Origin of the sequence: Paenalkalicoccus suaedae (assembly GCF_006965545.2) — a bacterium.
Taxonomy (GTDB): domain Bacteria; phylum Bacillota; class Bacilli; order Bacillales; family Salisediminibacteriaceae; genus Paenalkalicoccus; species Paenalkalicoccus suaedae.
The window spans coordinates 1,857,024-1,878,264 of sequence record NZ_CP041372.2; the positions used below are offsets into that span (position 1 = coordinate 1,857,024).

At 40.6% G+C, this 21,241-nt stretch carries 20 protein-coding genes; 15 read left to right on the forward strand and 5 right to left on the reverse strand.

Annotated elements, in window-relative coordinates:
- The first annotated feature begins 60 nt into the window (after positions 1-60).
- Together FLK61_RS09915 and FLK61_RS09920 are read left to right on the forward strand one after the other, a co-directional pair.
- Positions 61-363 (forward strand): pepsin/retropepsin-like aspartic protease family protein, encoded by a 303-nt coding sequence (locus FLK61_RS09915; protein WP_176009310.1) that lies wholly within the window; start codon positions 61-63, stop codon positions 361-363.
- A 76-nt stretch (positions 364-439) separates the two neighbouring features.
- Entirely contained in the window at positions 440-646 is a 207-nt protein-coding gene (locus FLK61_RS09920) for a KOW domain-containing RNA-binding protein (RefSeq protein WP_176009311.1), read from the forward strand.
- 360 nt (positions 647-1,006) lie between these two features.
- On the opposite strand, the gene FLK61_RS09925 is transcribed toward FLK61_RS09920, so the two are convergent.
- Positions 1,007-2,371, reverse strand: a complete 1,365-nt coding sequence (locus tag FLK61_RS09925) for a hypothetical protein (protein ID WP_176009312.1) — start codon at positions 2,369-2,371, stop codon at positions 1,007-1,009.
- Positions 2,372-2,407: 36 nt separating this feature from the next.
- Between FLK61_RS09925 and FLK61_RS09930 the strand changes: the two genes are divergently transcribed.
- The 13 genes from FLK61_RS09930 (at position 2,408) to FLK61_RS09990 (ending at position 15,626) form a co-directional block, all read left to right on the forward strand.
- Positions 2,408-3,211: an SDR family NAD(P)-dependent oxidoreductase gene (locus FLK61_RS09930; protein WP_176009313.1), complete on the forward strand. Its 804-nt coding sequence runs from the start codon at positions 2,408-2,410 to the stop codon at positions 3,209-3,211.
- A complete protein-coding gene (locus FLK61_RS09935; RefSeq protein WP_176009314.1) occupies positions 3,208-4,536 on the forward strand; it encodes a hypothetical protein in 1,329 nt (442 codons plus the stop codon). Before FLK61_RS09930 ends, FLK61_RS09935 begins: the two co-directional genes overlap by 4 nt.
- A gap of 15 nt (positions 4,537-4,551) precedes the next feature.
- Positions 4,552-5,235: a beta-phosphoglucomutase gene (gene pgmB / locus FLK61_RS09940; protein WP_176009315.1), complete on the forward strand. Its 684-nt coding sequence runs from the start codon at positions 4,552-4,554 to the stop codon at positions 5,233-5,235.
- A gap of 54 nt (positions 5,236-5,289) precedes the next feature.
- A complete protein-coding gene (locus FLK61_RS09945; RefSeq protein WP_176009316.1) occupies positions 5,290-7,125 on the forward strand; it encodes a copper amine oxidase N-terminal domain-containing protein in 1,836 nt (611 codons plus the stop codon).
- A gap of 106 nt (positions 7,126-7,231) precedes the next feature.
- Entirely contained in the window at positions 7,232-10,783 is a 3,552-nt protein-coding gene (locus tag FLK61_RS09950; protein WP_176009317.1) for a dynamin family protein, read from the forward strand.
- A 33-nt stretch (positions 10,784-10,816) separates the two neighbouring features.
- The gene (locus tag FLK61_RS09955; RefSeq protein WP_176011201.1) at positions 10,817-11,017 is read left to right on the forward strand and encodes a hypothetical protein; all 201 of its coding nucleotides are present in this window, start codon (positions 10,817-10,819) and stop codon (positions 11,015-11,017) included.
- A gap of 21 nt (positions 11,018-11,038) precedes the next feature.
- On the forward strand, positions 11,039-11,770 hold the full coding sequence (locus FLK61_RS09960) for a Cof-type HAD-IIB family hydrolase (RefSeq protein WP_176009318.1): 732 nt from the start codon (positions 11,039-11,041) through the stop codon (positions 11,768-11,770).
- Positions 11,771-11,852: 82 nt separating this feature from the next.
- Positions 11,853-12,254 (forward strand): DUF4395 domain-containing protein, encoded by a 402-nt coding sequence (locus FLK61_RS09965; protein ID WP_176009319.1) that lies wholly within the window; start codon positions 11,853-11,855, stop codon positions 12,252-12,254.
- A gap of 123 nt (positions 12,255-12,377) precedes the next feature.
- Positions 12,378-12,800 carry a DUF2231 domain-containing protein gene (locus FLK61_RS09970; protein WP_176009320.1) on the forward strand — a complete coding sequence of 141 codons (423 nt, stop codon included), beginning with the start codon at positions 12,378-12,380 and terminating at the stop codon, positions 12,798-12,800.
- A gap of 18 nt (positions 12,801-12,818) precedes the next feature.
- The gene (locus tag FLK61_RS09975) at positions 12,819-13,220 is read left to right on the forward strand and encodes a DUF2203 domain-containing protein (RefSeq protein WP_176009321.1); all 402 of its coding nucleotides are present in this window, start codon (positions 12,819-12,821) and stop codon (positions 13,218-13,220) included.
- A gap of 113 nt (positions 13,221-13,333) precedes the next feature.
- Complete coding sequence (locus tag FLK61_RS09980; protein WP_176009322.1) at positions 13,334-14,329, forward strand: glycosyltransferase; 996 nt, start codon at positions 13,334-13,336, stop codon at positions 14,327-14,329.
- 55 nt (positions 14,330-14,384) lie between these two features.
- Positions 14,385-14,879 carry a flavin reductase family protein gene (locus tag FLK61_RS09985; RefSeq protein ID WP_176009323.1) on the forward strand — a complete coding sequence of 165 codons (495 nt, stop codon included), beginning with the start codon at positions 14,385-14,387 and terminating at the stop codon, positions 14,877-14,879.
- A gap of 120 nt (positions 14,880-14,999) precedes the next feature.
- Positions 15,000-15,626 carry a hypothetical protein gene (locus tag FLK61_RS09990; protein ID WP_176009324.1) on the forward strand — a complete coding sequence of 209 codons (627 nt, stop codon included), beginning with the start codon at positions 15,000-15,002 and terminating at the stop codon, positions 15,624-15,626.
- 177 nt (positions 15,627-15,803) lie between these two features.
- On the opposite strand, the gene FLK61_RS09995 is transcribed toward FLK61_RS09990, so the two are convergent.
- From FLK61_RS09995 to parC, 4 genes are all read right to left on the reverse strand, one after another.
- On the reverse strand, positions 15,804-16,604 hold the full coding sequence (locus tag FLK61_RS09995; RefSeq protein WP_176009325.1) for a tyrosine-type recombinase/integrase: 801 nt from the start codon (positions 16,602-16,604) through the stop codon (positions 15,804-15,806).
- Between the two features lie 209 nt (positions 16,605-16,813).
- On the reverse strand, positions 16,814-17,989 hold the full coding sequence (locus FLK61_RS10000) for an ABC transporter permease (RefSeq protein ID WP_176009326.1): 1,176 nt from the start codon (positions 17,987-17,989) through the stop codon (positions 16,814-16,816).
- The gene (locus FLK61_RS10005) at positions 17,976-18,662 is read right to left on the reverse strand and encodes an ABC transporter ATP-binding protein (protein WP_176009327.1); all 687 of its coding nucleotides are present in this window, start codon (positions 18,660-18,662) and stop codon (positions 17,976-17,978) included. The genes FLK61_RS10000 and FLK61_RS10005 overlap by 14 nt, the downstream gene beginning before the upstream one ends.
- Before the next feature lie 155 nt (positions 18,663-18,817).
- Positions 18,818-21,241: a DNA topoisomerase IV subunit A gene (parC, locus tag FLK61_RS10010; RefSeq protein WP_176009328.1), complete on the reverse strand. Its 2,424-nt coding sequence runs from the start codon at positions 21,239-21,241 to the stop codon at positions 18,818-18,820.

Consider the following 21,241-nt stretch of genomic DNA (forward strand, 5'->3'; position numbering starts at 1 on the left):
AGTATATACTAGCCTTAAATCGGCATCTTGTACAAAGAATCGCACTTATGGAGGGTACTCATGAAACCAATCGTTGTTGATCAAGGGAAACTGTTTACAGAAGTAAAGCTGAAAGTAAATGGAGAATCTGTTTTATTATCGCGTGTTGTCATAGACACTGCAGCGCCTATTACTACGTTCAATAAAGCAAAAATTACGCAAGCTAAAGTGGACGCGATTAGCGTAGGACCACTAAAAATGATTGATTTTGAAGGGACTCTAGAGGACTCTGAATTTGATGGCGTACTCGGACTTGATTTCCTCAAAAAGACGGGTGCAAAGATAAATTTAGATTCTATGACGATCTCTAGTTCGCGCACATAAGGGAAACGATTTGACCAACACATTCAAATTTTGTATGATCATAGTCTAAACAGTTTAAGCGAGAGGGGATTTAATCATGGCAGAAGAACAAGAACAGCCGCTAATTGCGTCCGGTGATCCGGTTATCGTATTAGAGGGTGAATATAAAGGTAAGACAGCAACTGTTATCGCTCCCTATACAAACTCCATTTCGATTGAACTTGATGATCGCGATGAAGACGGTACGAAGCCACGTACTGTATTAAGACATTCGGAATACGAGCTACTTGAAAAAAGTGAATAAGAAAAAAAGGCTGAGACAATGAGGTTAGAAGTTGTCTCAGCCTTTTTATTTTTTAAGTGAAGATATAGGAAATGGGTCAATTGGCGTTGGATGAGTTGTTGTAGGAATTAAAGAGAAGGTTTGCGTGGTTTACGTGGAAACGTGAGTAGTTACTTTGATGATGCGCGATTATTTTTGAGTTACGCAATCGGAGGCGATTTTCACGCGATTGAGTAAGAATTTCGCGCAATTCCACTGTGAACTTGCGCAATTAGCTACTCAATTTACGCGATCACCAATAGGGCGTCCCGAAATAGATATGAGTCTCCAAGCTTTAAACATCTCTATAAAACAGCCGCAAAGCTTCTAATCAAACGTCAATTAAATAAGGCCCAAACGCTCTAGCGCATATAAGATTCCAGCAAAACAGATAAAGCATGTAGCAATAAAGAGCGCATTTTGTTTAGAGAGTTGTAATGCTGGTGTTTTTATGAGACGAGCACTCATTAACATTTGACCAGAGAAAGGCGATACTTGAGTTGCTAATGTCCATGATAATAAGAGGAGCATAGCAACAAACACTGGCGTCACGCCAAAGGTATCTGGATGCAGGGAGCTTGAGAGTCCAATAATGACGATGATTGGATGAACGCCTATCATAGAAAGTGCAACCGTGACTATCATGACACTAACAATGACGATAAATATGGACCCATTCGCGACATTCACTAACATAGTCGATAAATAATCTCCAACGGAAGTTAACGCGAGGGCCGTACCGAAAAATCCGGCTGCAATAAAGATACCTAGCTCGTTTTTGAGTCGGGTAAATGCTCCGCTCATTTGCGTAATGGCATCTGCCGTGTATATTTTCGTGTCACGTCTAAAAATGGAATAAACGATAGGCATGAAAATAGCGAGTAGGGATACAACGGCGAGCATTGTAGCATCCAGTGCGTAATACATCGTAAACGAAAGAAGAACAAATATAAGCGAAAATTGCACCAATGGTCGAATGGATGAAGCTTTGCTAATACTTGGAGCAGCAAGCTTTTCTATCACTGGATCATCTTTGAATGCAACCAGAGGTAAAAACAACGCTGATAAACAGGCATAAACAAAGGCAAAGCCAAGTCCGTATACAGCTATGTCAAACCAAGAGACATAAAATAATGTCAATACGAGACCGACGTTAACGAAATACGGAGACCATAGCATACAGAAGGCAAAGCCTCGCATAATATGTAACGTCAATTTCTTCTCTCGATAGCCTCGAAAGCTTTCGTCTGCAATTTGCTTTACAATAGCGATCGTACCGAAGTTTAAGATGAATGCGATCGACATCATCAGACCGTAGCTCATTTTATACGGCTTATTACCGTGTTTCGCCTCATAGGCAACGACATTTTCTTTAAGTGCATGTAAAAAGCCAGTGGAAGACATATAGGTACCGACGAGTGGAATGAGTAGAAATAAAGAGAGAATGGTTGCATTCGTTCCGAAGGCGAGTAAAATAGTGGAGATACTCGCTCTCTCGATCATGAATACATAAAAGCCGATCGCAAGGAGCACTGTCACGATCATCTTTGTACCCCATTTGACGGTAAATAAGGTTGCTAATACAAGAATTGCAGAAAGGGTAGCGGATAAAAATGCTGCAGGAATCGAGACGAAAAACGCATCTATTAAATAAAAGATAGAAGATAGGTATGCTAAAATACTCAAGAGAGTGAGCAAACGATTCATAGTAGCTCAACTCCTTTCAATAAATGTGGAGGAATCATGATGCAAAAAGTAATCGTTGTTACTGGGTGTAATAGTGGGTTTGGCGAAGTTCTGACATCTTCGCTACATGACTATACACTCGTTGGTACTGTTAGAAAGTTGCCGGCGAATCCTAGTAAACACGTAGACTATCAGCTACTCGAATTAACGAATCAGCAAGATATAGATAGGCTATATACATATATCGAAAAAACGTATGGTCGTATCGATGTTCTCATTAACAATGCAGGCTATTCGCAAGGTGGCGTGATAGAAGCATTAACCATAGACGACATGCGGCAACAGTTTGAAACGAATGTATTTGGACAGCTTGCCCTAACTAAATCGCTTTTACCTCTATTAAAAAAGTCTACTACTAGTAAGATCATTATGCTATCGAGTATTAGTGGACAAATCGGCTTCCCGGCACTAGGAGCCTATGCGGCTTCTAAATTTGCGCTAACAGGCTTTAGTCAATCGCTTCGCTCGGAGCTTTTACCTTTAGGCATAACAACGAGTATCATCGAAGCTGGCGCATTTAAAACGAACATTTGGAAAAAAGCACGGAACTCAGCAAAGCTTTCGGAGGAAGCTACTTATAAGGAGCTACAAGACTATATGATGACATATGTACAGCAAGTGGAGACAGCAGGAGCAGACCCGATTAAACTGGTTAAAACGGTTACACGCATTATACAAGCAAAAAAGCCGGCCTTTCGTTACACCATAGGCGTAAGGACAAAGCTTGCGATTACGATGACTAGGCTATTTCCTGCCACTGTTGAAAAGCTAGTATTACGGCGCATGAGGCACATGCGATGAGACAGTATTATTATCTTCTTTATCTGCTTGTAGTAGTTTCATATCTATTCGCCTATTTTACAGGCGCAACACTACTAAATTATGTAGCGAGCGCGGTCATGATGGTTGCCCTCTTATTATCCTTTATCTATGCGACAAATCTATTTAAGGTACTTGGTCTCTTATTCCTATCAGTAGGTGTTTACCTTGTTTTTACTTATGATATCCAAGGATTTTGGCTATTTTTTAATAGTAACACAGGGCTAGTTGCCTTGCTTTTAATGTTACCTTGGATGAATAATGCTGTTCGAGCTGGAGGGTTCGACCGAAAGCTTCAGCAATTACTTAAATCAAATGTAAGCCACGCGGGATCCCTTTATGTGCGAGCAAAAGCTACATCGTATATACTCGTCACCTTCATTAACCTATCCGCTCTATATGTTGCGCAAAACCTTTTAAAGGAGCAGCTAAAGGGGTGGAAAGAGAAGAACACCTTTATTAGTCAAACGACGCTACGCGCATTTGCCTTAGCGCTCGCCTGGAGTCCCATGGAGGTACTCGTTGCTATTAGTGTTGATGCTACGGGAGTTAGCTACTTAACGCTTTTCCCATGGCTTCTAGCAATATCCCTTATCACCTTCTCGATCGATTCCTTCTTTGGGAAAAGGCGCTATCAACATGTACCGATCGACAAGCAAGAGGCGCGTCCTGTGCCTATCATGTCTATTCTGCACTTATTCCTAGTGTTAAGCCTATTTTTAGTGGCGATTGTGTCTATTAGCTCCTTCTTTAATCTGAGCTTTATTTTAACCGTTACCCTGGTTATTTTACCTTTTGCGATGCTTTGGTCGCTATGTATGGGACGAATTCGCCGCTTCTTAAAAATTGGAGTTGTCAATTGGAAAGAACGCGCAAATGGGATGCAAAACTTCGTTGTGTTATTTGGAAGTCTTGCATTCTTTTCTGACGCATTAAACGCTTCGCCAGTACTTGGAGCATTTCAAACGCCATTTTTAGCACTCGGTGAGCAACCGTTACTCCTTTTCTTATTAATTCAGTTTACGTATTTATCAATGAGCATGGTAGGTATTCATCCAATTGCAACTGTTTCTATTTTGATTGAAGCAGTAGGTCCTCTAATGGGTGTCATCAATCCATTAAGCTTTGGGATTATTCTTGTTACTGGGGCGCTTGCCACAGCTACTGTTGGAACATTTGGCGTAACAGTCACGATGACGTCGATGAATACCGCACAAAACCCTTACAGAATTACCAAAACAAATATGCCATTCGCGTTACTGTATGGCTCGATCGGGACAATCGTCGCGTACTTACTAACGCTATAGGGAGGATGTTTACGTATGAAAATGCCGAAAGCCGTTATATTTGATCTAGATGGAGTAATTGCAAATACTGTGCCGCTTCATTACGTTGCAACAAAGCAAGTCGCGGATGAAGTCGGTGTCCCTTTTACTTATAAAATGAATGAAGCTTTCCAAGGTAGAAATCGTATGGAGATGATTCGAGAGCTTTGCGAAGGATTAGATAAGTCAGAAGAGGAGCTCATTCGATTAGGAGAAAAGAAAAACGAGTATTACAAGGAGCTTATCGCAACGATATCTGAAAAAGATGCTCTGCCAGGGATGATTATGTTAATGAAAGAATTAAAAGAAGCGGGCGTCTTACTCGCTATTGCTTCATCAAGCTCCAATGCCGAGTCAGTGGTTAATCAATTAGGCGTATCCATGTACGTCGATTATCTTGTCCCTCATCATAAGGTCACGCATATGAAGCCTGCGCCAGATATCTTTTTAGAAGCGGCTCGTTTTTTAAAGGTTAACCCTAAAGAGTGTGTGGCCTTAGAAGACAGTCAAGCAGGGCTCGAAGCAATACGAGCTGCGCGGATGTGTGCCATTGCTGTTGGGGAGGCGGTTAAAGAAGAGGGTGCAGACCTGCATATAACTTCTACTAAATCACTGAATGTGTCCAGCATTCTCCAAATTTACACAAAATTTATCGCAAAAGATGGTGAAATAAGGAAGTGACTCTAGTATGATGGTCTTTGGTAAGTAATTTTTAGCAAAGGGGTAGGGACAGAGATGAAATTACGTCAACTTGCACAGAAGCTTGTGTTAGTCGGAGTAGCATGTAGCCTAGTGCTACCCGCTAATGCACACGCTTCGACAGCTGTACAAGCACCAGTGTCCGTCATTTTAAATGGAGAACCATTAGTAACAGATGTACAAGCACGGGTCGAGAATGGAACAACTCTCGTACCGATGCGTTCTATCTTTCAAGCATTAGACGCGAATGTTATATGGAATCAGCAGGACCGCACCATACGAGCAACAAGAGGAGAATCGGTTATCAACTTAACGATTGATAATCAAACGGCGCTTGTAAATAGTCAGCCAACTCAGCTTCGCGTTGCTCCTAAAGTTATATCAGGAACGACACTAGTACCACTTCGTTTTATTACAGAATCATTAGGTGATTTAGTGACGTGGGATCAAGCTACACGAACTGCATCTATTGCAAGACGAGTAACGGAGCCATCGCCACCTTTACCACCAGCTGATTCTACGCGAGTCATTACAGATGCGATTGTGGAACTCGATAGCTTCCAGCTTTTAGACGTAGATACAGTCTATGTTCGCAACGGACGTAGCTTCGTACCAATTGTCTCTGTCTTTCAAAGCTTAGAAACAACACTTCCTGAGATTATTGATAATACGGTGATCTTAAATGAGGTCCCGGTTACAGTAGAAGAATACGAAGGCATAAAGCTCATTGCTGCGACAGACCTTGCTCGCGCATTTGATATTCGTTTGCAGTGGAATAGCGTGGCCAAAAGACTTTCCTTCTTCACCGATAACCTAGTCTTCCGCACGACACCTATTCGAAGTGAGGAGATCGCTGTTCCTGTACCTACTCGTTTAGAAAACGTGCAATTAATAGGTAATCGTAAACTATTCGTAAGTAATAGCCCAGAATCTATTTACGATCGAACACTTCCAACTCCAAGTGCTACGCTATGGGATGAGACGCACACCAATAAGCGTGCAAAAGAACAGCACCGTGTTTATGCGCATCACCATAACCGTATAGAGGACCAAGACGCTGTTTTCGCTGTCACGGTCGAAAATACGTCAGAAGGTCCTATTTATATTAGTAACGTAAAAGGATTACACCGCACGAGCACAAGAGGCTGGCCAGCTTTTGATATTGGTATTCATCTAGCAGGGCGTACGCTTAATAATACGTTAGTGAATCAACAGGCACGCATGATCCAGCCAGGTGAGACAGCTGTTATTGGTCGCCATCCTGTATCAGCAAGCACGATGGTCGGATACATGTATGACTTTGATGTTGAGCCAGGAGGTCAATTTATACCTGCCTCTTATACGATCCGATCTGTCGTAACAACGGAGGCGGGAATGGATGTTCGTAGCATTAAAACGCCAGCAATAGCAAAGGATACGGTTAACGTTCACTCTAGAGGTAGCTGGGATCACTCTGCTATCCGTGGAACGCTTCCTACTTATACAGTTGGTAATGAAGGTGTCTCCTATTCTATCTCAAATGGGGTAACAGATAACTTCTTTACGGCAGAGTCTAGCACAAAGCCAAATGAGAGCTCAGCTAATAGAGGACACTATGGCATTAACTACGAGGTGGTTATTCCTGTTATGAATGAGTCATCTGAGCCGAAGCAAATTGAGTTACGTTTATCAGGTAGGGGTGGGACATACTCTAGTGCCTACAGATTAAACGGCACCGTCTTTATTACACCACAAATGCGACCAGGTATTGAATCTGCACGCATGGCTACTGTTACGATTGAACCAGGTCAAACAGAATTAAAGCTTGAGCTTATGCATTCAGGTGGATCGTCGTTACCTGCAGCCATTACAGTTCAAACATTAAATGAATAACATGTGAGAAGGGCTACGTGTAGCTCTTCTTTTTTTTGATGATAGACGTATAGTTCCATTTATTCGATAAATTCGGTATAGTTTGAATAGATAGAAGGAGGTTGCCATGAGTACGAAGACGTTTACGTTAACAGCAGAGGAACAAAACAGACTACGAAAGTTAACACGAAAAAAAGAGATAACGGAATTTGAGATAGCATTTTGCGGACATTTTTCCGCTGGAAAATCCACCATTTTAAACGCATTTTTAGGAGCGGAAGTATTACCTACTAGTCCTCTACCAACGAGTGCTAATATTATCAGAATGAAAAATGGACCTGTGAAGCTTGAGCTAACTGGTGAGAATGGACAGGAGCTTCAATCCTTTACTGGTACCATTCCATGGGATCAAGTAAAAGACTGGGGACGTGATGGGGCCACGATTGACTCCATCACTATAGATATTCCTCTCCCGTTTTTAGGAGAACATGGAGTCATTGTCGATACGCCTGGAGTTGATTCAACAGATAAGAACCACGCGAAAATGACCACGGAGCAACTTTTTACAACAGATGCTATCGTATATGTAATGGATTATAATCACGTACAATCTGAGACGAATCTTCACTTTCTTCGAGAATTAAGTAAAGCATCGAAGCCAATCTTTATTGTAATTAATCAAATTGATAAGCATGATGATGCGGAGCTTTCGATCGAAGAATTCCAAGCACAAGTGGAAGCAACGCTTGAAGCATGGCGCATTCACTATGTAGAGCTATTTATGACGTCTATGCGAGAGGCCCATCACCCGTTAAACCAGTATGATGCCTTTTCATCAAGACTAAAAGGGATTCTTGCTAACAGTGAGGCTTTCTTAGACGGATCATACAAGCGATTACAAAAAGGATTTTACGAGACGCTACGAGATCGCATTAGTAAGGACGCGGAAAATGCTAGAGAGGATATTCGTGAGAAAGCCGAGGAGCGCGGATTTGATCGAGAGAGCTTAGAGGAGCTTCAAACACTGTACGAAAAGGAAGAAAAGACAAGGAACTATGTGGAAGTATTAGAAGAAGAGTATGAGGATGCTACGGAGCGACTATATAAAAACGTACACGTATTTCCTTATCAAACGACAGAGCTTGTTAAACAGTATATGGAATCGACGGCTTCTTCGTTTAAAGTGGGCATGTTATTTTCTAAGAAAAAAACGCTAGAAGAGAGAGAAAAGCGCCGCGAGCTTCTTAAAATTGATGTGCAGGATAATATAAAGTCACAGCTCCTTTATCATTTAGAGGCATTCTTTCGTACGTGGCCAAGACACTCGTTAACTAACGAAGCGCGTTTTGATGAGGCACTGCAAGAGTTAAATATGACGCTTGAGGATGACTTTTTAGATAAACATGTAAAGTCTGGTCAAAAAAATAACGACTATATTTATTTGCTAACAAAGCAAGTAAACGATGCGATCATTCGAGAGATGAAGCGTTTGGCAAGCCGAGTAGTGGATATCTACATTGCAGGAGTGAAAGAGCCTAAGCAGGCTGAATTAGAGCGAATTAATGCGCAACTTGCCAATTTAGCTGAACTTAAAGAATTAAGGCAGGCCATGGATGACATAGCTACCTACGAACAGCAGCAGCTAGAGGAAGTGAAAGAATTTAATCCAAAAGGGACATTTGATGAATTGAGAGAGATGTGGCGTAAAGGGTACACCTATGACGACGTGTCGGATGCGACCATTTTTGACTCACTAACTGTATCGCAGGCGCCTGAAGAGGTAAAAGAAGAAAAGGTTCGTCGGGCAGAGAAAACATTTGATGAAGCGGAAGCGGCAGAGTGGGTGGAGCAGATTCACGCGCTTATACCCGACATCCAGGCTAAGGCTATTTTAGAGCGAGAAGCAGATTTAATCACGAAGGCTGTTGATCGTTTTGAGTCACGCTCATTTACGATTTCTTTATTTGGTGCCTTCTCAGCAGGGAAATCGAGCTTTGCTAATGCGTTATTAGGAGATAATATGATGCCAGTATCTCCTCACCCTACAACGGCTACAGTAACCATTGTGCAAGCTCCTACGGACGAATACGCGCACGGAACAGCTGTCGTACGTTTTAAGTCACGTACAGCGTTATCGGAGGAAATTACGTCTGTAGCAAATTCGATTCGGACGTCGCTTACGATTGATTCCATTCCGAAGTGGAATGCGAATGAAGCGGGTAACTCCATTCGTCAAAAGGCGACGATTGATTATCTACGTGTTATTCAAACGAGTCTGCGTGAACGAGAAGAGCTTATTGATGCGACGAAATTAACAACGATTGATTCCTTGTCTGACTATGTAGCAAATGAATACGTAGCATGCTTCATTGAAGATGTGACGATTTATTATGACGCGCCATTGACAAGAAAAGGGATCATCTTGATTGATACACCAGGGGTAAACTCTATTCACGGTCGTCACACTAATCTTGCTTTTAAGCAAATGGCACAGTCTGACGCTATCTTTTACTTAACGTACTACAATCACTCGTTCTCTAAATCGGATCAGTACTTCTTACAGCAGGTTAATCAGGTTAATGAGGAATTCTCGACGGACAAGCTATTCTTTGTCGTGAATGCTTCTGACCTTGCTGCCTCCAAGCATGAACTTACGAGTGTCATGGACCATGTACAGGATCAGCTTAAGCAAAATGGCTTTAAAAAGCCGCGCGTTCATCAGGTTTCGTCAAAAGAAGGACTTAAAAAGAAGCAAGGTCTAGAGTCAGAGGATGTAAGCTTTGAGCGGTTTGAAGAGACGTTTTATGAGGAAACATACGAAGAGCTAAACCTACTTGGTATATCCGTCATTAAAGAACGAGTCGAGCAAACGCTTCGCACTGTCTCTTCTTACATCGATGCGCAGCACGTGTCAGTTGAGGAAAAGGCAGCGTTTAAAAATAAGCAGACGATAGCTAGTAACAAGCTTGTAGAAGTGGAGGAGATTTCTCTACGTCACGTAGCACGGGACGCAAAACGCGAGTTAGAACAACTGTCGCTTTATTTACGTAAACGAATGAGTGTTGTTTTATATGATTATTATGCGGATGCGATCAATGTTTCTGTCCTGTCAGATAATGATCGCAAGGGCTTGCAAATGCAGTTAACAAAGGCGATAGAGGACTGGTCTGCATTAGGGGAGCAATTTTTAAAGCAGGAGCTAGCGGCGATGTCTGTTAGACTCGACTATGCGGTGCAACGTATATTTAGAGAATGGGCAGAGAGTTATGAGGAGTCGCTAAAAGAGATTCTCCCGTCTCTTTTATTTGAACATCCATCTTACCAGCTACAGGCAAATATTGAGGCTGACATTCCTCCATTTATAGAGGATGCTACAGCGTATAAGTCCTATATCAAATCAAAGCGAGCTTTCTTCGAAGAGGATGAATCATCAAAGCTTAAGGACCAGCTCGTTTCGGATGCGTTAGAAAAAGCAGTCAGTGTTGTAGCCGAAGCGGAACGCGAATTATCAAAACACGTAGATGCAAGGCTTAAAGAAATGGATCAACACGTTCGTCATGCATTTAAAGACGCACTGACCTATGAACAGCATCGATATGAAACATTAACAGATGGATCTGACGCCGATTTATTGGCGCTTTATGGTAAGCTTAAAGAGGCGATTAAGGAGACAAAGTAAACGCGTAGCATAAGGATGGTGAAGAGCTTGAGTATGACAACTATTATGATAATCGCAGCAGCAATTATTTGTATCATTGGATTAATTGGAACGATCAAAGTCGGGATTAATCCTCAGGACAAGGACTATGATAAAAAAGCAAAAAAGCACTTTACGAACCTGTCGCTTCTATATGTCGTGGCATTTGTACCGGCAATTATTTTAACGATCGTCTATTTTGTTTTTTGGCGATAATTTGCAAAAGGAGTTTTTAGCATGACAAACGTAAAATTATTAGCACTTGATATGGACGGAACAACGTTAACAACAAGTCATCTTGTAGATGAAGAGACAAAACAAGCAATTAAACAAGCAAAAGATGCAGGCATAGAAATTGTGATTAGCACGGGTAGATCCTTTCAAAACGTCAAAAAGTATGCGGAAGAGTTAGAGCTTACAAATTTCTTAATAGCAAGTAATGGAGGAGAGATTTGGCAACTTGATGGAACATTAGTTGAGCGTACAATTTTGCCAACGGAGCATGTAGAAACGTTTTTAGCTCTTGCGTCTAAACACAACGTACGTTTTTGGGCCGCAGCTGTCGATAAGGTCTGGCGGCACGAAGCTCCAGAAGATATTTATCAATCAGAATGGCTTAAATTTGGTTACGATTTAGATACGGTGGATGAAAGAAAGCTACTTTTAAAAGAACTGGAATCAGTGGAAGGTTTAGAACTCACTAATTCTTCCCTCGTGAATATTGAAATTAATGCTGCTGGCGTCCATAAAGCTGCTGCCTTAAAGACTATTTGTGAGAAGCTATCGATCTCTATGGAAAATGTGTTAGCTATTGGAGATAGTTTAAATGATGTTGCGATGATCAAAGAGGCAGGCATAGGCATAGCTATGGGGAATGCGCAGGATTCAGTGAAAGAGATTGCTGACGATGTCACAACTTCTAATGATGAACAAGGCGTAGCGAATGCCATTAAAAAATATGTACTTTAAGCAAAAAACAGGCATAGAGCCTGTTTTTTGTGTATAATACCAAGTAAACAGATTTGATATTATGTAATAGGGGTGGATCCTTTTGATTCCAAAGCATCTAGTTTCTTTTAATCAAGTGTTGCTAATTAGTACAATTGGACTTGGATTACTCATTCATCCTGTATTATTAGTGATTCCTTTCCTTGTGTGCTTGTTCTCAGTTATTTTTGGTTTTAATCTTTTTATACGAATAGGATCATTTATGCTACGGTCTAAGACAAGTGAACAGATGGAGGATAAAGATCAGCTTCGCTTTAATCAATCAATAGCTACTATTTGTTTAGGGTTGTCTTTATTATTCTTTAGCACTGGATTACCTTCTTTAGGTGTGATTTTTGCTAGCATGGTGATTCTTGCTTCATCGCTTGCTTTAGCAGGCTTTTGTGTTGGTTGTGTTATTCGTTATCGATATATGATGTGGAAATATAAACGTACGGCTAATTAAGGTGACTCACTCGAGTCATCTTTTTGTTTACAAAATTGTCACATAGAGTTCGTTTAAAGAGTACTCAGAAGGGTATACAAACTATATACAAATGTTAGACAATAATTATATGAGGTGAAAGCCATGTATTTAATCCCAGAACCTCTCCATCCAGCAGTTGTACATTTACCAATTGCACTATGGTTAGTAGGCTCACTGTTTATCGTACTTTCCTTATGGAAGCCTTACTTCTTTGATCGAGCTGCAATGTGGATGCTAGTAATTGGAACGATCGGTGGCGTTATCTCCTATCAGTCAGGACCTAACGCAGTTGGGGTAGCCTTTCAATTATATGGAGATTCCGTAGGTGAGTTTTTAGGTCTTCACCAACAGTTTGCCTTTTATTCTCTAATAACTTACATTTTTACAGTGATCCTTTTAGCTGTAAATATCGTATTAGATAATAAATACCTTAGATGGTTGCTCATTCTTTTAGCCATTGCTGGAGCTGTATTCGTATTCTTAACCGGTCACTACGCAGGACGGATGATGTATGACGGAGTGTAAACGAAAGAGGAGGAGAAAATGATGCCTAGAAAGTATTTTACCGTAGAACAGGCGAATAGATTGATCCCGATAGTAGAGACAGAGATCGCTGAGCTTAAAAAGATTCAAAATGAGTTTGATGAGAAGTGGTCTGCTTACCATCAAGTGAAAGAAAATCATCAACAGCATGTGCAAACAGAGACGGAAAGTATGTTTAAATTGGAGTGTCAGTTGGAATTTATTGAGCTTCAAGCACAGCTTCATGTTAAAAATATTCAAGATACAGGTGCACAGCTTAAAGGTATTGAGCCAGGCTTAGTAGATTTTCCAAGCTTTAAAGAAAAAGAAGAGATCTTGCTTTGCTGGAGAGAGGGAGAAAAAGAGATTACGTTTTATCACAATAAGAAGGATGGTTTTGCAGGTAGAAAACCACTGTTCTAGAAGGAAAAGGCATTGCCTCAGCTGGCAATGCCTTTTATTATGCATATACATTGATTCTCATAAAAGATGCAGATACAATGCTTGAAGAAGAGTAAGCTAGTCAAGGAGGACATATGAGAAAAGTATTGTTAGCAGCACCGCATTTTGACGAGCAAAGAGGCAACAAAATTACAGTGGAGCGAATTCAGGAATGTTTAGTAGAAAAAGGGTATGACATAACTATATTATCGTCAACTAGCACGAATGTTGATTCGTATCCTAAAGATGTAGATATTATTCACGGCTTTCATGCTACGAAGTTTCGTGCTTTCTTAAAGCGTCATAAAAATAGCGAATTAACGCCCTTTATATTGTCTATGACAGGTACAGACATTAACCAGGATTTTTATGATGACGTGTTGAAGGTCGAAATGCTAAATTTATGTGAAAAGGCTTTAGCTATTCATGTGTTTGAATCTGCAGCAAAAGAGAAATTAGTACAGGAGCGACCGCATCTTGATAAAAAAATATTTGTGATCCCCCAGAGTATTCGCCCTTTTAAGTCTGTTAAGAGCCCCTTTTCTAAGCCTTCGAATAAACTTATTGTGTTACCAGCTGGTATAAGACCAGTAAAGAATGTTTTACAAGCTGTCAACGCGCTTAAATTAGTCGCTAAGGAACAAAACGTGTGTTTGTGGCTAGTTGGTCCTATTCTCGATCAATCGGAAGGAGAGCGCGTTTTAGAGGCCATTAAGGACGAACCTTGGGTACATTATAAAGGATCTGTCAGCTATCATGAGATGGGAGCCATATTAAAAGATGCCGATCTTGTTTTAAATACATCACTTCATGAGGGGCAGTCATCAGCTGTATTAGAAGCAATGATGAGCAGAACGCCCGTTATCGTTTCCGCAAATGATGGTAATAAGAGTATTGTAAAAGACAAAGAGACAGGACTCATTTATCAATCAGAACAAGATTTGAGAGAGTCTGTTGTGCAGTTATTAAACGATACGAAAACATATGAACTATTAGCGGAGAACGCGTTAAAGTATGTGAAAAACGTCCACGATCCAGATCAAGAATGTAAGATGCTATCAGACATGTATGCTTTTGCTCGAAATTCTTAACTAGCTACGTTACAATGGAAGCATCAACCAAATATCGTACACAGGAGTGAATACAATGGATGAAGCAAAAGTAAGCACATTTAAAGATATTATGGGTAACTATCCTACTGGTGTTACCGTTTGTACGACAATGGCTAAGGATGGCACACCGATTGGTTTAACAGTCAATTCATTTGCGTCCGTGTCCTTGGATCCTATGCTGATTTTATGGTCTATTGATAAAAATGTTTCGTCACATGACGAATTTGTAGAATCAGGGAAATTCGCTGTACACGTCCTCGCTGAAAATCAAGGTGACGTGTGTATGCTGTTCGCAACTAAAGGCACAGATCGCTTCAGTAACGTAGATTGGTCTGAGTCTGAAGCCGGATTACCTGTATTAAAAGAAGCAGCAGGAATTATGCAATGCAACACGTTTAAAACGGTCGATGCAGGTGATCATACGATTTTAATCGGTGAGGTAACGGAGCTAACGAATGACGCAAAAGAGCCACTGCTTTATCATAAGCGTGCATTTGGTAAAATCCCTTCAAGTTTCTACGAAAAATAAGTAAAAAGCCAGGTAGCTGTTAGTAGCTATCTGGCTTTTTTGGTGTTAATGGGAACATTTTAATGTATTAATCGTAACTATACAGAGGGCTATTTTAGCCAATTTTGAAGGAGGATGATCATGCAACTAAGAACAGTACTTGTAGCAGGAACAATCCTACTTGTTGGGTGTGGAGAAAATGACCCGGATGAAGTGAACGCACCAGCAAATGAATCTGAAGGCAACGCGACGGAAACGACAAGTGCGTCAGCAGAAATAACCGCAATAGCTGAGGAGCAAGTAGGAATCTCTCCTTATATCCCAGAGCATGAGGAATATTCGATACACTATGCTTCTGTTGGATCGAATCGTGAAGTTGATGGGAATGAAGTTGACTACGCAGATGAACGCACAGATATTGATGTATTTTATGGTAGTGGTGATCCAGAAGCTGTAGATCAAGAGTTAACGGATACTTGGGAAGAACGTAATGGTCGTGAAATCGTTTATGGAGACTTAACAGAAGATGATCAACCGATTTCGATTATGATTACAGCTGGCGGTGCCGTAGAAAGCTCAGATGCTGAACTAGTTGAAATTAGTGGAGCTGAAGTCAACCAACTAGTAATTCCTAGTGGAGAAAATGAAATTGTTACGATGAGCTATGATGCTGGTGATTATGGATACTTTGTTCATCATATAGTAGACGATGAGAATTCGATTGAAGACGCTGAAGCGTTCATGAGTGATATTATCGACAATCAATAACCAGCAACGTTAAATAGTAGTAGAGAAGAGTAGGTGGCTTTAAGATGCTACTTACTCTTTTTTTATATTTCTTTCTAGTTAACATAATATATATTATCGGAACTTAAATAATTTATTTTAAAGGCGTCTCATATTATAAGATTACTCTAAGAAGTGAGACGGAATTGAAATATTGCCTTATGAGCCTAAAAGCTTCAACAAACTTATTTTATCAATACCTAGTATCATTGCAGCTTGATCATATGATTTTTCTTGATTTACTAAGTACGCTGCATAGCTTCGTCTTATTTCGTTAGTTGTAATGCGGCCAAGATTATATTTTTTAGCGACTTTTTTTAAGTTTAGTCCAATCGTCATTCGCTCAACAGCTTTTATCGTTCCATCCTGACCAGTTGATTCAAGGATAAAATCAGTTGGAAATTTCCCTTTTACATAGTTTCGTAAAAACGTTCCAGATAGATCGTCTAATGCTATTACTCGTTCGTGTCCTGGATGCGTGATTTCTAATGAGCGATCACGTAAATTCGCTACTTTTACCTTAAATTCTTCCGGCCTTAGTCCATGTAAAGCCAAACAATAGATTGCTATGCGTTTATCTGGTTCATTCGATCGGATTAAGTCATAGAGAACATCTCTTAATAACTCATACTGTGTATCCTCGTGTTCAACGACATGTTCTTCTACTAACTCTATTTTTACGGCTGGATCGATGGATATTTTACTTGTTTTCCAAGAGAAATGAAAAAAACGCTTTAGAATAGATAATATTTTCTTTCGTGAAGACAGCTTTAGTTCTTGAACCTTTTTTTCCTCTAAATAATCCTTTATATCCGAAGGGTTTATTTCATAAAGCTCCTTTTGGCTTTTGTAGCGCCTATCTAAATACGTAAAAAAATATGTGACCTGACGTACGTGTTCATCTATCGTAGTCTCTCTTAATCCCTCACTTCGAAGAAATTCTCCGTATCCAAATGGCATACTGTCTCCCCCTTTATTGCTGCTTTTATGTAAGTGTATGTGTAAGCATCTTTGAAAGTCAAGACTAGTAATAGAAGCATTTGTTCGCTATGCTTTAAGAGTTGCATTTGAAATTAGATAAAAATAATTACAGTGTTATATTACTGTAAACTATATAAACATACATAAAACTAGACGCTAACAATTTGTTAAGGCCTAGTTCTTCTTCCTTATCTTCGATTCAGCGCTTCTACTACACTAATTTTAGTCGCTGCAACAGCCGGTCGATAACCCGATAATATTGCGACAATTAAGCTTATTGCTCCTGCTATGACTAATAGTTCTACTGGTATTCGTGAGAATGTGATATCAATTGCCTCTGACTCCGTTGTATATGCTAGAATTCTAGGAATAACGGCGTTTGCAAACATACTAACCCAATAGGCGACAATAATTCCTATGACTACCCCTATCCCCCCTATAAAACTACTTTCCATTAAAAACAATGATTTAATTTGCTTTGGCTCTGCTCCGAGCGCTTTATACACTCCTATTTCATGCGTTCTTTCAGTCACAGCCATGGTCATCGTATTGTAGATCCCAATAGATGCAATAATAACCGCCACTGTTCCTACTGCAATTAACCCTGCTTGCAGAGCTTGGAATAGTGCTGCCATAGATGAGATCTCTTCTGTTACTGAATATACAAAGTAAGATTGCCCTTTTATTTCTTCTGTTATTGCCCCTACGTGACGTACATCATCTGTGTGTACAGTTACAAACGGTTGATCAATCATGACATTTTCCATCAATATAGCGGCTGAACCATGATAGTATACACCTAAGTCTTCAATCCAATCCTTTGTTGGTGTCTCTTTAATTCCAACGATAGTAGATGTGATCGTCGCTAATTCGTCCATTGATCCATAGTCTGAATACGAGACGCTGATCGAATCCCCAATTTCATAGCCTTGCTCATGTAAATCCATACCAATAATAACTTCTGAGTCATTTGAAGCCATTCGTCCTTCTGCAATTCCAAATGCCGTGTCGCTATCTCCTGAGAACGCAATTATGCTGCCATTTACAAACAATTCATCCACTTCTGCCTGAGCAGAAATCATAGAAGTTTGTACCACGGTGGTGACGTTCTCAATCTCAGAAAATAACGATAAATCCTGCTCTGTTAATTCCTCTCCGTCTTCCCTGCCATAAACTTCAATTTCCGTTACAGCTTGATTAGCACTCACTTCATCAATCATCGACTGTTGTAGACCAAATCCAAATGATGCTAAGACAATTAAAAATGAGCAACCTATTGATGTTGCTAAAATAGTCATAAATAAACGACCTTTGTTACGTAGCATACTTGTTTTGACTGTACCCATGCGATCACGTAGCTTCATAGTGAGACCTCCTTTCTTGCGTTAAAACACCATCATTCATTCGTACAATTCGATCGCAGGCTGATGCAACACGGTCGCTGTGCGTAATCATAACAAGGGCCATGTTTTTTGCGTGCCTTAACTCTTTTAATAAAGCAAGAATTTGTTGTTCTGTCTCACTATCGAGAGATCCGGTCGGCTCGTCAGCAAAAAGAATGTCTGGCTCATGAATAATGGCACGAGCAATGCTGACTCGCTGCTTTTGACCTCCTGACATTTCGGTAGGCTTATGCGTTTGAATATGTGCAATATCTAGCTCGTTTAATAAACGCTCAACTTTTTCATGTCGTTCTTTTCGGTCCATGCCTCTAATTTTTAGGGGAAGCTCAATATTCTCGTACGCTGTTAAGCTTGAGATAAGCTCGTAATGTTGGAAGATAAAGCCAGCATTCTCCTGCCTAAAGGCTGTCCACTGTTTTTCTTTCTTAAGCTCATTACCTAAAAAATGCACAGATCCTTTACACGGCTCTATAAAGCCTGCCATGACATTTAATAGCGTTGACTTACCTGAACCACTTCTACCTACTACTGCCACACTATCGCCTTGTCCGATATGTAAATGGACGTTCTTTAATACGACTTCTTCCTGTTTGCCTAATGTAAAAGCGACATAAACTTTTGATATATCTATCATGATCATCCTCCGTCCTGTGTGTATTATATTAACTAGTACACTACATATACTAATACTTGGAAGTTGAGATGTCAATATATTTTTAAAAGCTGCAAATTAGTAGCTCACCATGCTTAAAATAAAAAAAGATAAGAGGAATATCCTCTTATCTCGTATTACTCGGTATCCTGTTGTTTCCACGCATCTACAATATCACCGTGTTTACTCGTATCGACTTTAAGGGATCCATTCGTGTATCGATCCACCATTCTAAGCTCAGACATCATGATATCCTTGGTAAAGCCTGAGTTAGATTTTAGTGTAACGTGATCCTGAATGGCTACGCTAATTGCTCGCACTACTTCATGAGGTTGCTTCTTTAAATCCTTTAAAATTCTAACGCCTCGCTTCGCCCGACCAACACCTTCAAAGCCATCCACCTGCATACGCTTCACAGAGCCGCGTTGTGTGGCAATAAAGACAGCGTTTTTATCGCCTTTTAGGATAGCAAGGCCTGCCACATGATCATCTTCCTTGAGGTTTATTGCTTTTACTCCAGCTGTTCGCTGACCAGTGACGCTAACTTCCTCTTCACTATACATTAATCCAAACCCTTGCTTTGTTGCTAAGAAAAGCTTGTTATTACCGTCTGTTTGATACACATCTATCACTTCATCGCCGTCTTTAACTTTGACTGCCATCAATGCTTTTGTATAACGCTGTGCCTTATAATCTGTTAGTAGCGACTTCTTTATCATGCCATTCTTCGTTGCAAAAAGGAGGTAGTCCGACTCTGTAAAGTCTCGAATCGGTATGATCTCAACAATTTGATCTGTTCCATCCATTTGCACGATGTTTGCTACGTGCTGACCACTATCCTTCCACTTCATTTCAGGAAGTACGTGCACGGGCAGGTGAAGATAGTAGCCTTTTTTCGTAAAGACGAGTAGCGTATCCGTCGTCAGCATCTCCTGACTAAAGAGCATGCGGTCTTCGTCCTTCATCACCGGCAGCTCACCGTTTGACGCTGTAAAGCTACGTATACTTGACCGTTTTATGTAGCCTTCCTTCGTCACTGAAACTCGGACGTCTTCTGTTGGGATGACCACTTCTAAGCTTATTTTAAGGTCCTCGACCTCCGCCTCGACAAGCGTTCGACGCGAATCATTGTAGGTCTTTTTGATGTACATAAGCTCTTTTTTCATTTCTTGGATGAGTGCTTTATCAGAAGCTAATATTTTTTCTAAACGAGCGATCGTTTTACGAAGCTCTTCTGCTTCTTTCTGGAGCGTGGTGATATCTGTATTCGTTAATCGATAAAGCTGTAAGGTGACAATTGCTTCAGCCTGAGGCTCTGTAAAGCCAAAAGCGTCCATGATTTGACTCTTTGCATCTGCTTTATCAGACGCTTGGCGAATGGTCTTAATCACATCATCTAAGATAGAAATAGCTTTAATTAAGCCTTCTACGATGTGAGAACGATCCTGTGCCTTTTTTAAATCATAGTTTGTTCGTCTCGTAACAACGGTACGCTGATGCTCAATATAAGCCGTTAATAGCGCTTTAACGCCCATAAGCTTAGGTGTCTTATTTGCAATTGCGACCATATTAAAGTTATACGAGATCTGCAAATCCGTATTTTTGTATAAAAAGTGCAAAATGGACTTTGCATCTGCCTCTTTTTTAAGCTCAATCACAATGCGTAGACCAGTTCGATCTGTATCGTCTCTGACCTCAGCAATGCCATCTACCTTTTTATCTAAACGTAGCTCATCCATTTTTTTAACGAGATTTGCTTTGTTTACTTCGTATGGAATTTCCGTAATGATAATTTGCTCTTTGCCTCCACGTACAGCTTCAATGTCAGCTTTACCGCGAAGGACAATTTTACCCTTACCAGTTTCATATGCTTTTTGTAGACCTTCCACACCTTGAATGATTCCTCCGGTAGGGAAATCAGGTCCTTGCATATAGTTCATAATTTCAGGAACCGTACAATCCGGATTTTCCATCGCAAAGATTGTTGCATCAATGACCTCTCCGAGCTGGTGTGGGGGAATGTCTGTCGCGTAACCACTAGAAATACCGGTAGAACCGTTCACTAATAAATTCGGGAAAGAGGCAGGTAAAACGACTGGCTCGTTCTCTGAATCATCAAAGTTTGGCATGAAATCGACTGTATTCTTCTCAATATCGCGAAGCATCTCCTGTGCAATTTTAGCAAGACGAGCTTCTGTATAACGCATCGCTGCCGGAGGATCTCCGTCAATCGAGCCATTATTTCCGTGCATATCAACAAGTGGGTTACGCATTTTCCAATCTTGAGATTGACGGATCATCGCATCATACACGGAGGAATCTCCGTGTGGATGATAGTTACCGATTACGTTACCAACTGTTTTCGCCGATTTACGAAAAGGCTTATCGGCGGTGTTACGATCAACGTGCATCGCATAAAGAATTCGGCGTTGCACAGGCTTTAGTCCATCGCGAGCGTCTGGTAATGCTCGATCCTGGATAATGTATTTACTATAGCGTCCAAATCGATCTCCTAATACTTCTTCAAGCGGTAAATCGAGGTATCGTTCTTTTTCTGCCAC

Coding starts and splice junctions, on each gene's coding strand:
- FLK61_RS09995 (WP_176009325.1), bottom strand. CDS start 16,604: ATGCCATTTGGATACGGAGAATTTCTTCGAAGTGAGGGATTAAGAGAG.
- FLK61_RS09920 (WP_176009311.1), top strand. CDS start 440: ATGGCAGAAGAACAAGAACAGCCGCTAATTGCGTCCGGTGATCCGGTT.
- FLK61_RS09925 (WP_176009312.1), bottom strand. CDS start 2,371: ATGAATCGTTTGCTCACTCTCTTGAGTATTTTAGCATACCTATCTTCT.
- FLK61_RS10000 (WP_176009326.1), bottom strand. CDS start 17,989: ATGAAGCTACGTGATCGCATGGGTACAGTCAAAACAAGTATGCTACGT.
- FLK61_RS10005 (WP_176009327.1), bottom strand. CDS start 18,662: ATGATAGATATATCAAAAGTTTATGTCGCTTTTACATTAGGCAAACAG.
- FLK61_RS09935 (WP_176009314.1), top strand. CDS start 3,208: ATGAGACAGTATTATTATCTTCTTTATCTGCTTGTAGTAGTTTCATAT.
- FLK61_RS09960 (WP_176009318.1), top strand. CDS start 11,039: ATGACAAACGTAAAATTATTAGCACTTGATATGGACGGAACAACGTTA.
- FLK61_RS09915 (WP_176009310.1), top strand. CDS start 61: ATGAAACCAATCGTTGTTGATCAAGGGAAACTGTTTACAGAAGTAAAG.
- FLK61_RS09975 (WP_176009321.1), top strand. CDS start 12,819: ATGATGCCTAGAAAGTATTTTACCGTAGAACAGGCGAATAGATTGATC.
- FLK61_RS09985 (WP_176009323.1), top strand. CDS start 14,385: ATGGATGAAGCAAAAGTAAGCACATTTAAAGATATTATGGGTAACTAT.
- FLK61_RS09970 (WP_176009320.1), top strand. CDS start 12,378: ATGTATTTAATCCCAGAACCTCTCCATCCAGCAGTTGTACATTTACCA.
- FLK61_RS09990 (WP_176009324.1), top strand. CDS start 15,000: ATGCAACTAAGAACAGTACTTGTAGCAGGAACAATCCTACTTGTTGGG.
- pgmB (WP_176009315.1), top strand. CDS start 4,552: ATGAAAATGCCGAAAGCCGTTATATTTGATCTAGATGGAGTAATTGCA.
- FLK61_RS09950 (WP_176009317.1), top strand. CDS start 7,232: ATGAGTACGAAGACGTTTACGTTAACAGCAGAGGAACAAAACAGACTA.
- FLK61_RS09955 (WP_176011201.1), top strand. CDS start 10,817: ATGACAACTATTATGATAATCGCAGCAGCAATTATTTGTATCATTGGA.
- FLK61_RS09930 (WP_176009313.1), top strand. CDS start 2,408: ATGATGCAAAAAGTAATCGTTGTTACTGGGTGTAATAGTGGGTTTGGC.
- FLK61_RS09945 (WP_176009316.1), top strand. CDS start 5,290: ATGAAATTACGTCAACTTGCACAGAAGCTTGTGTTAGTCGGAGTAGCA.
- FLK61_RS09980 (WP_176009322.1), top strand. CDS start 13,334: ATGAGAAAAGTATTGTTAGCAGCACCGCATTTTGACGAGCAAAGAGGC.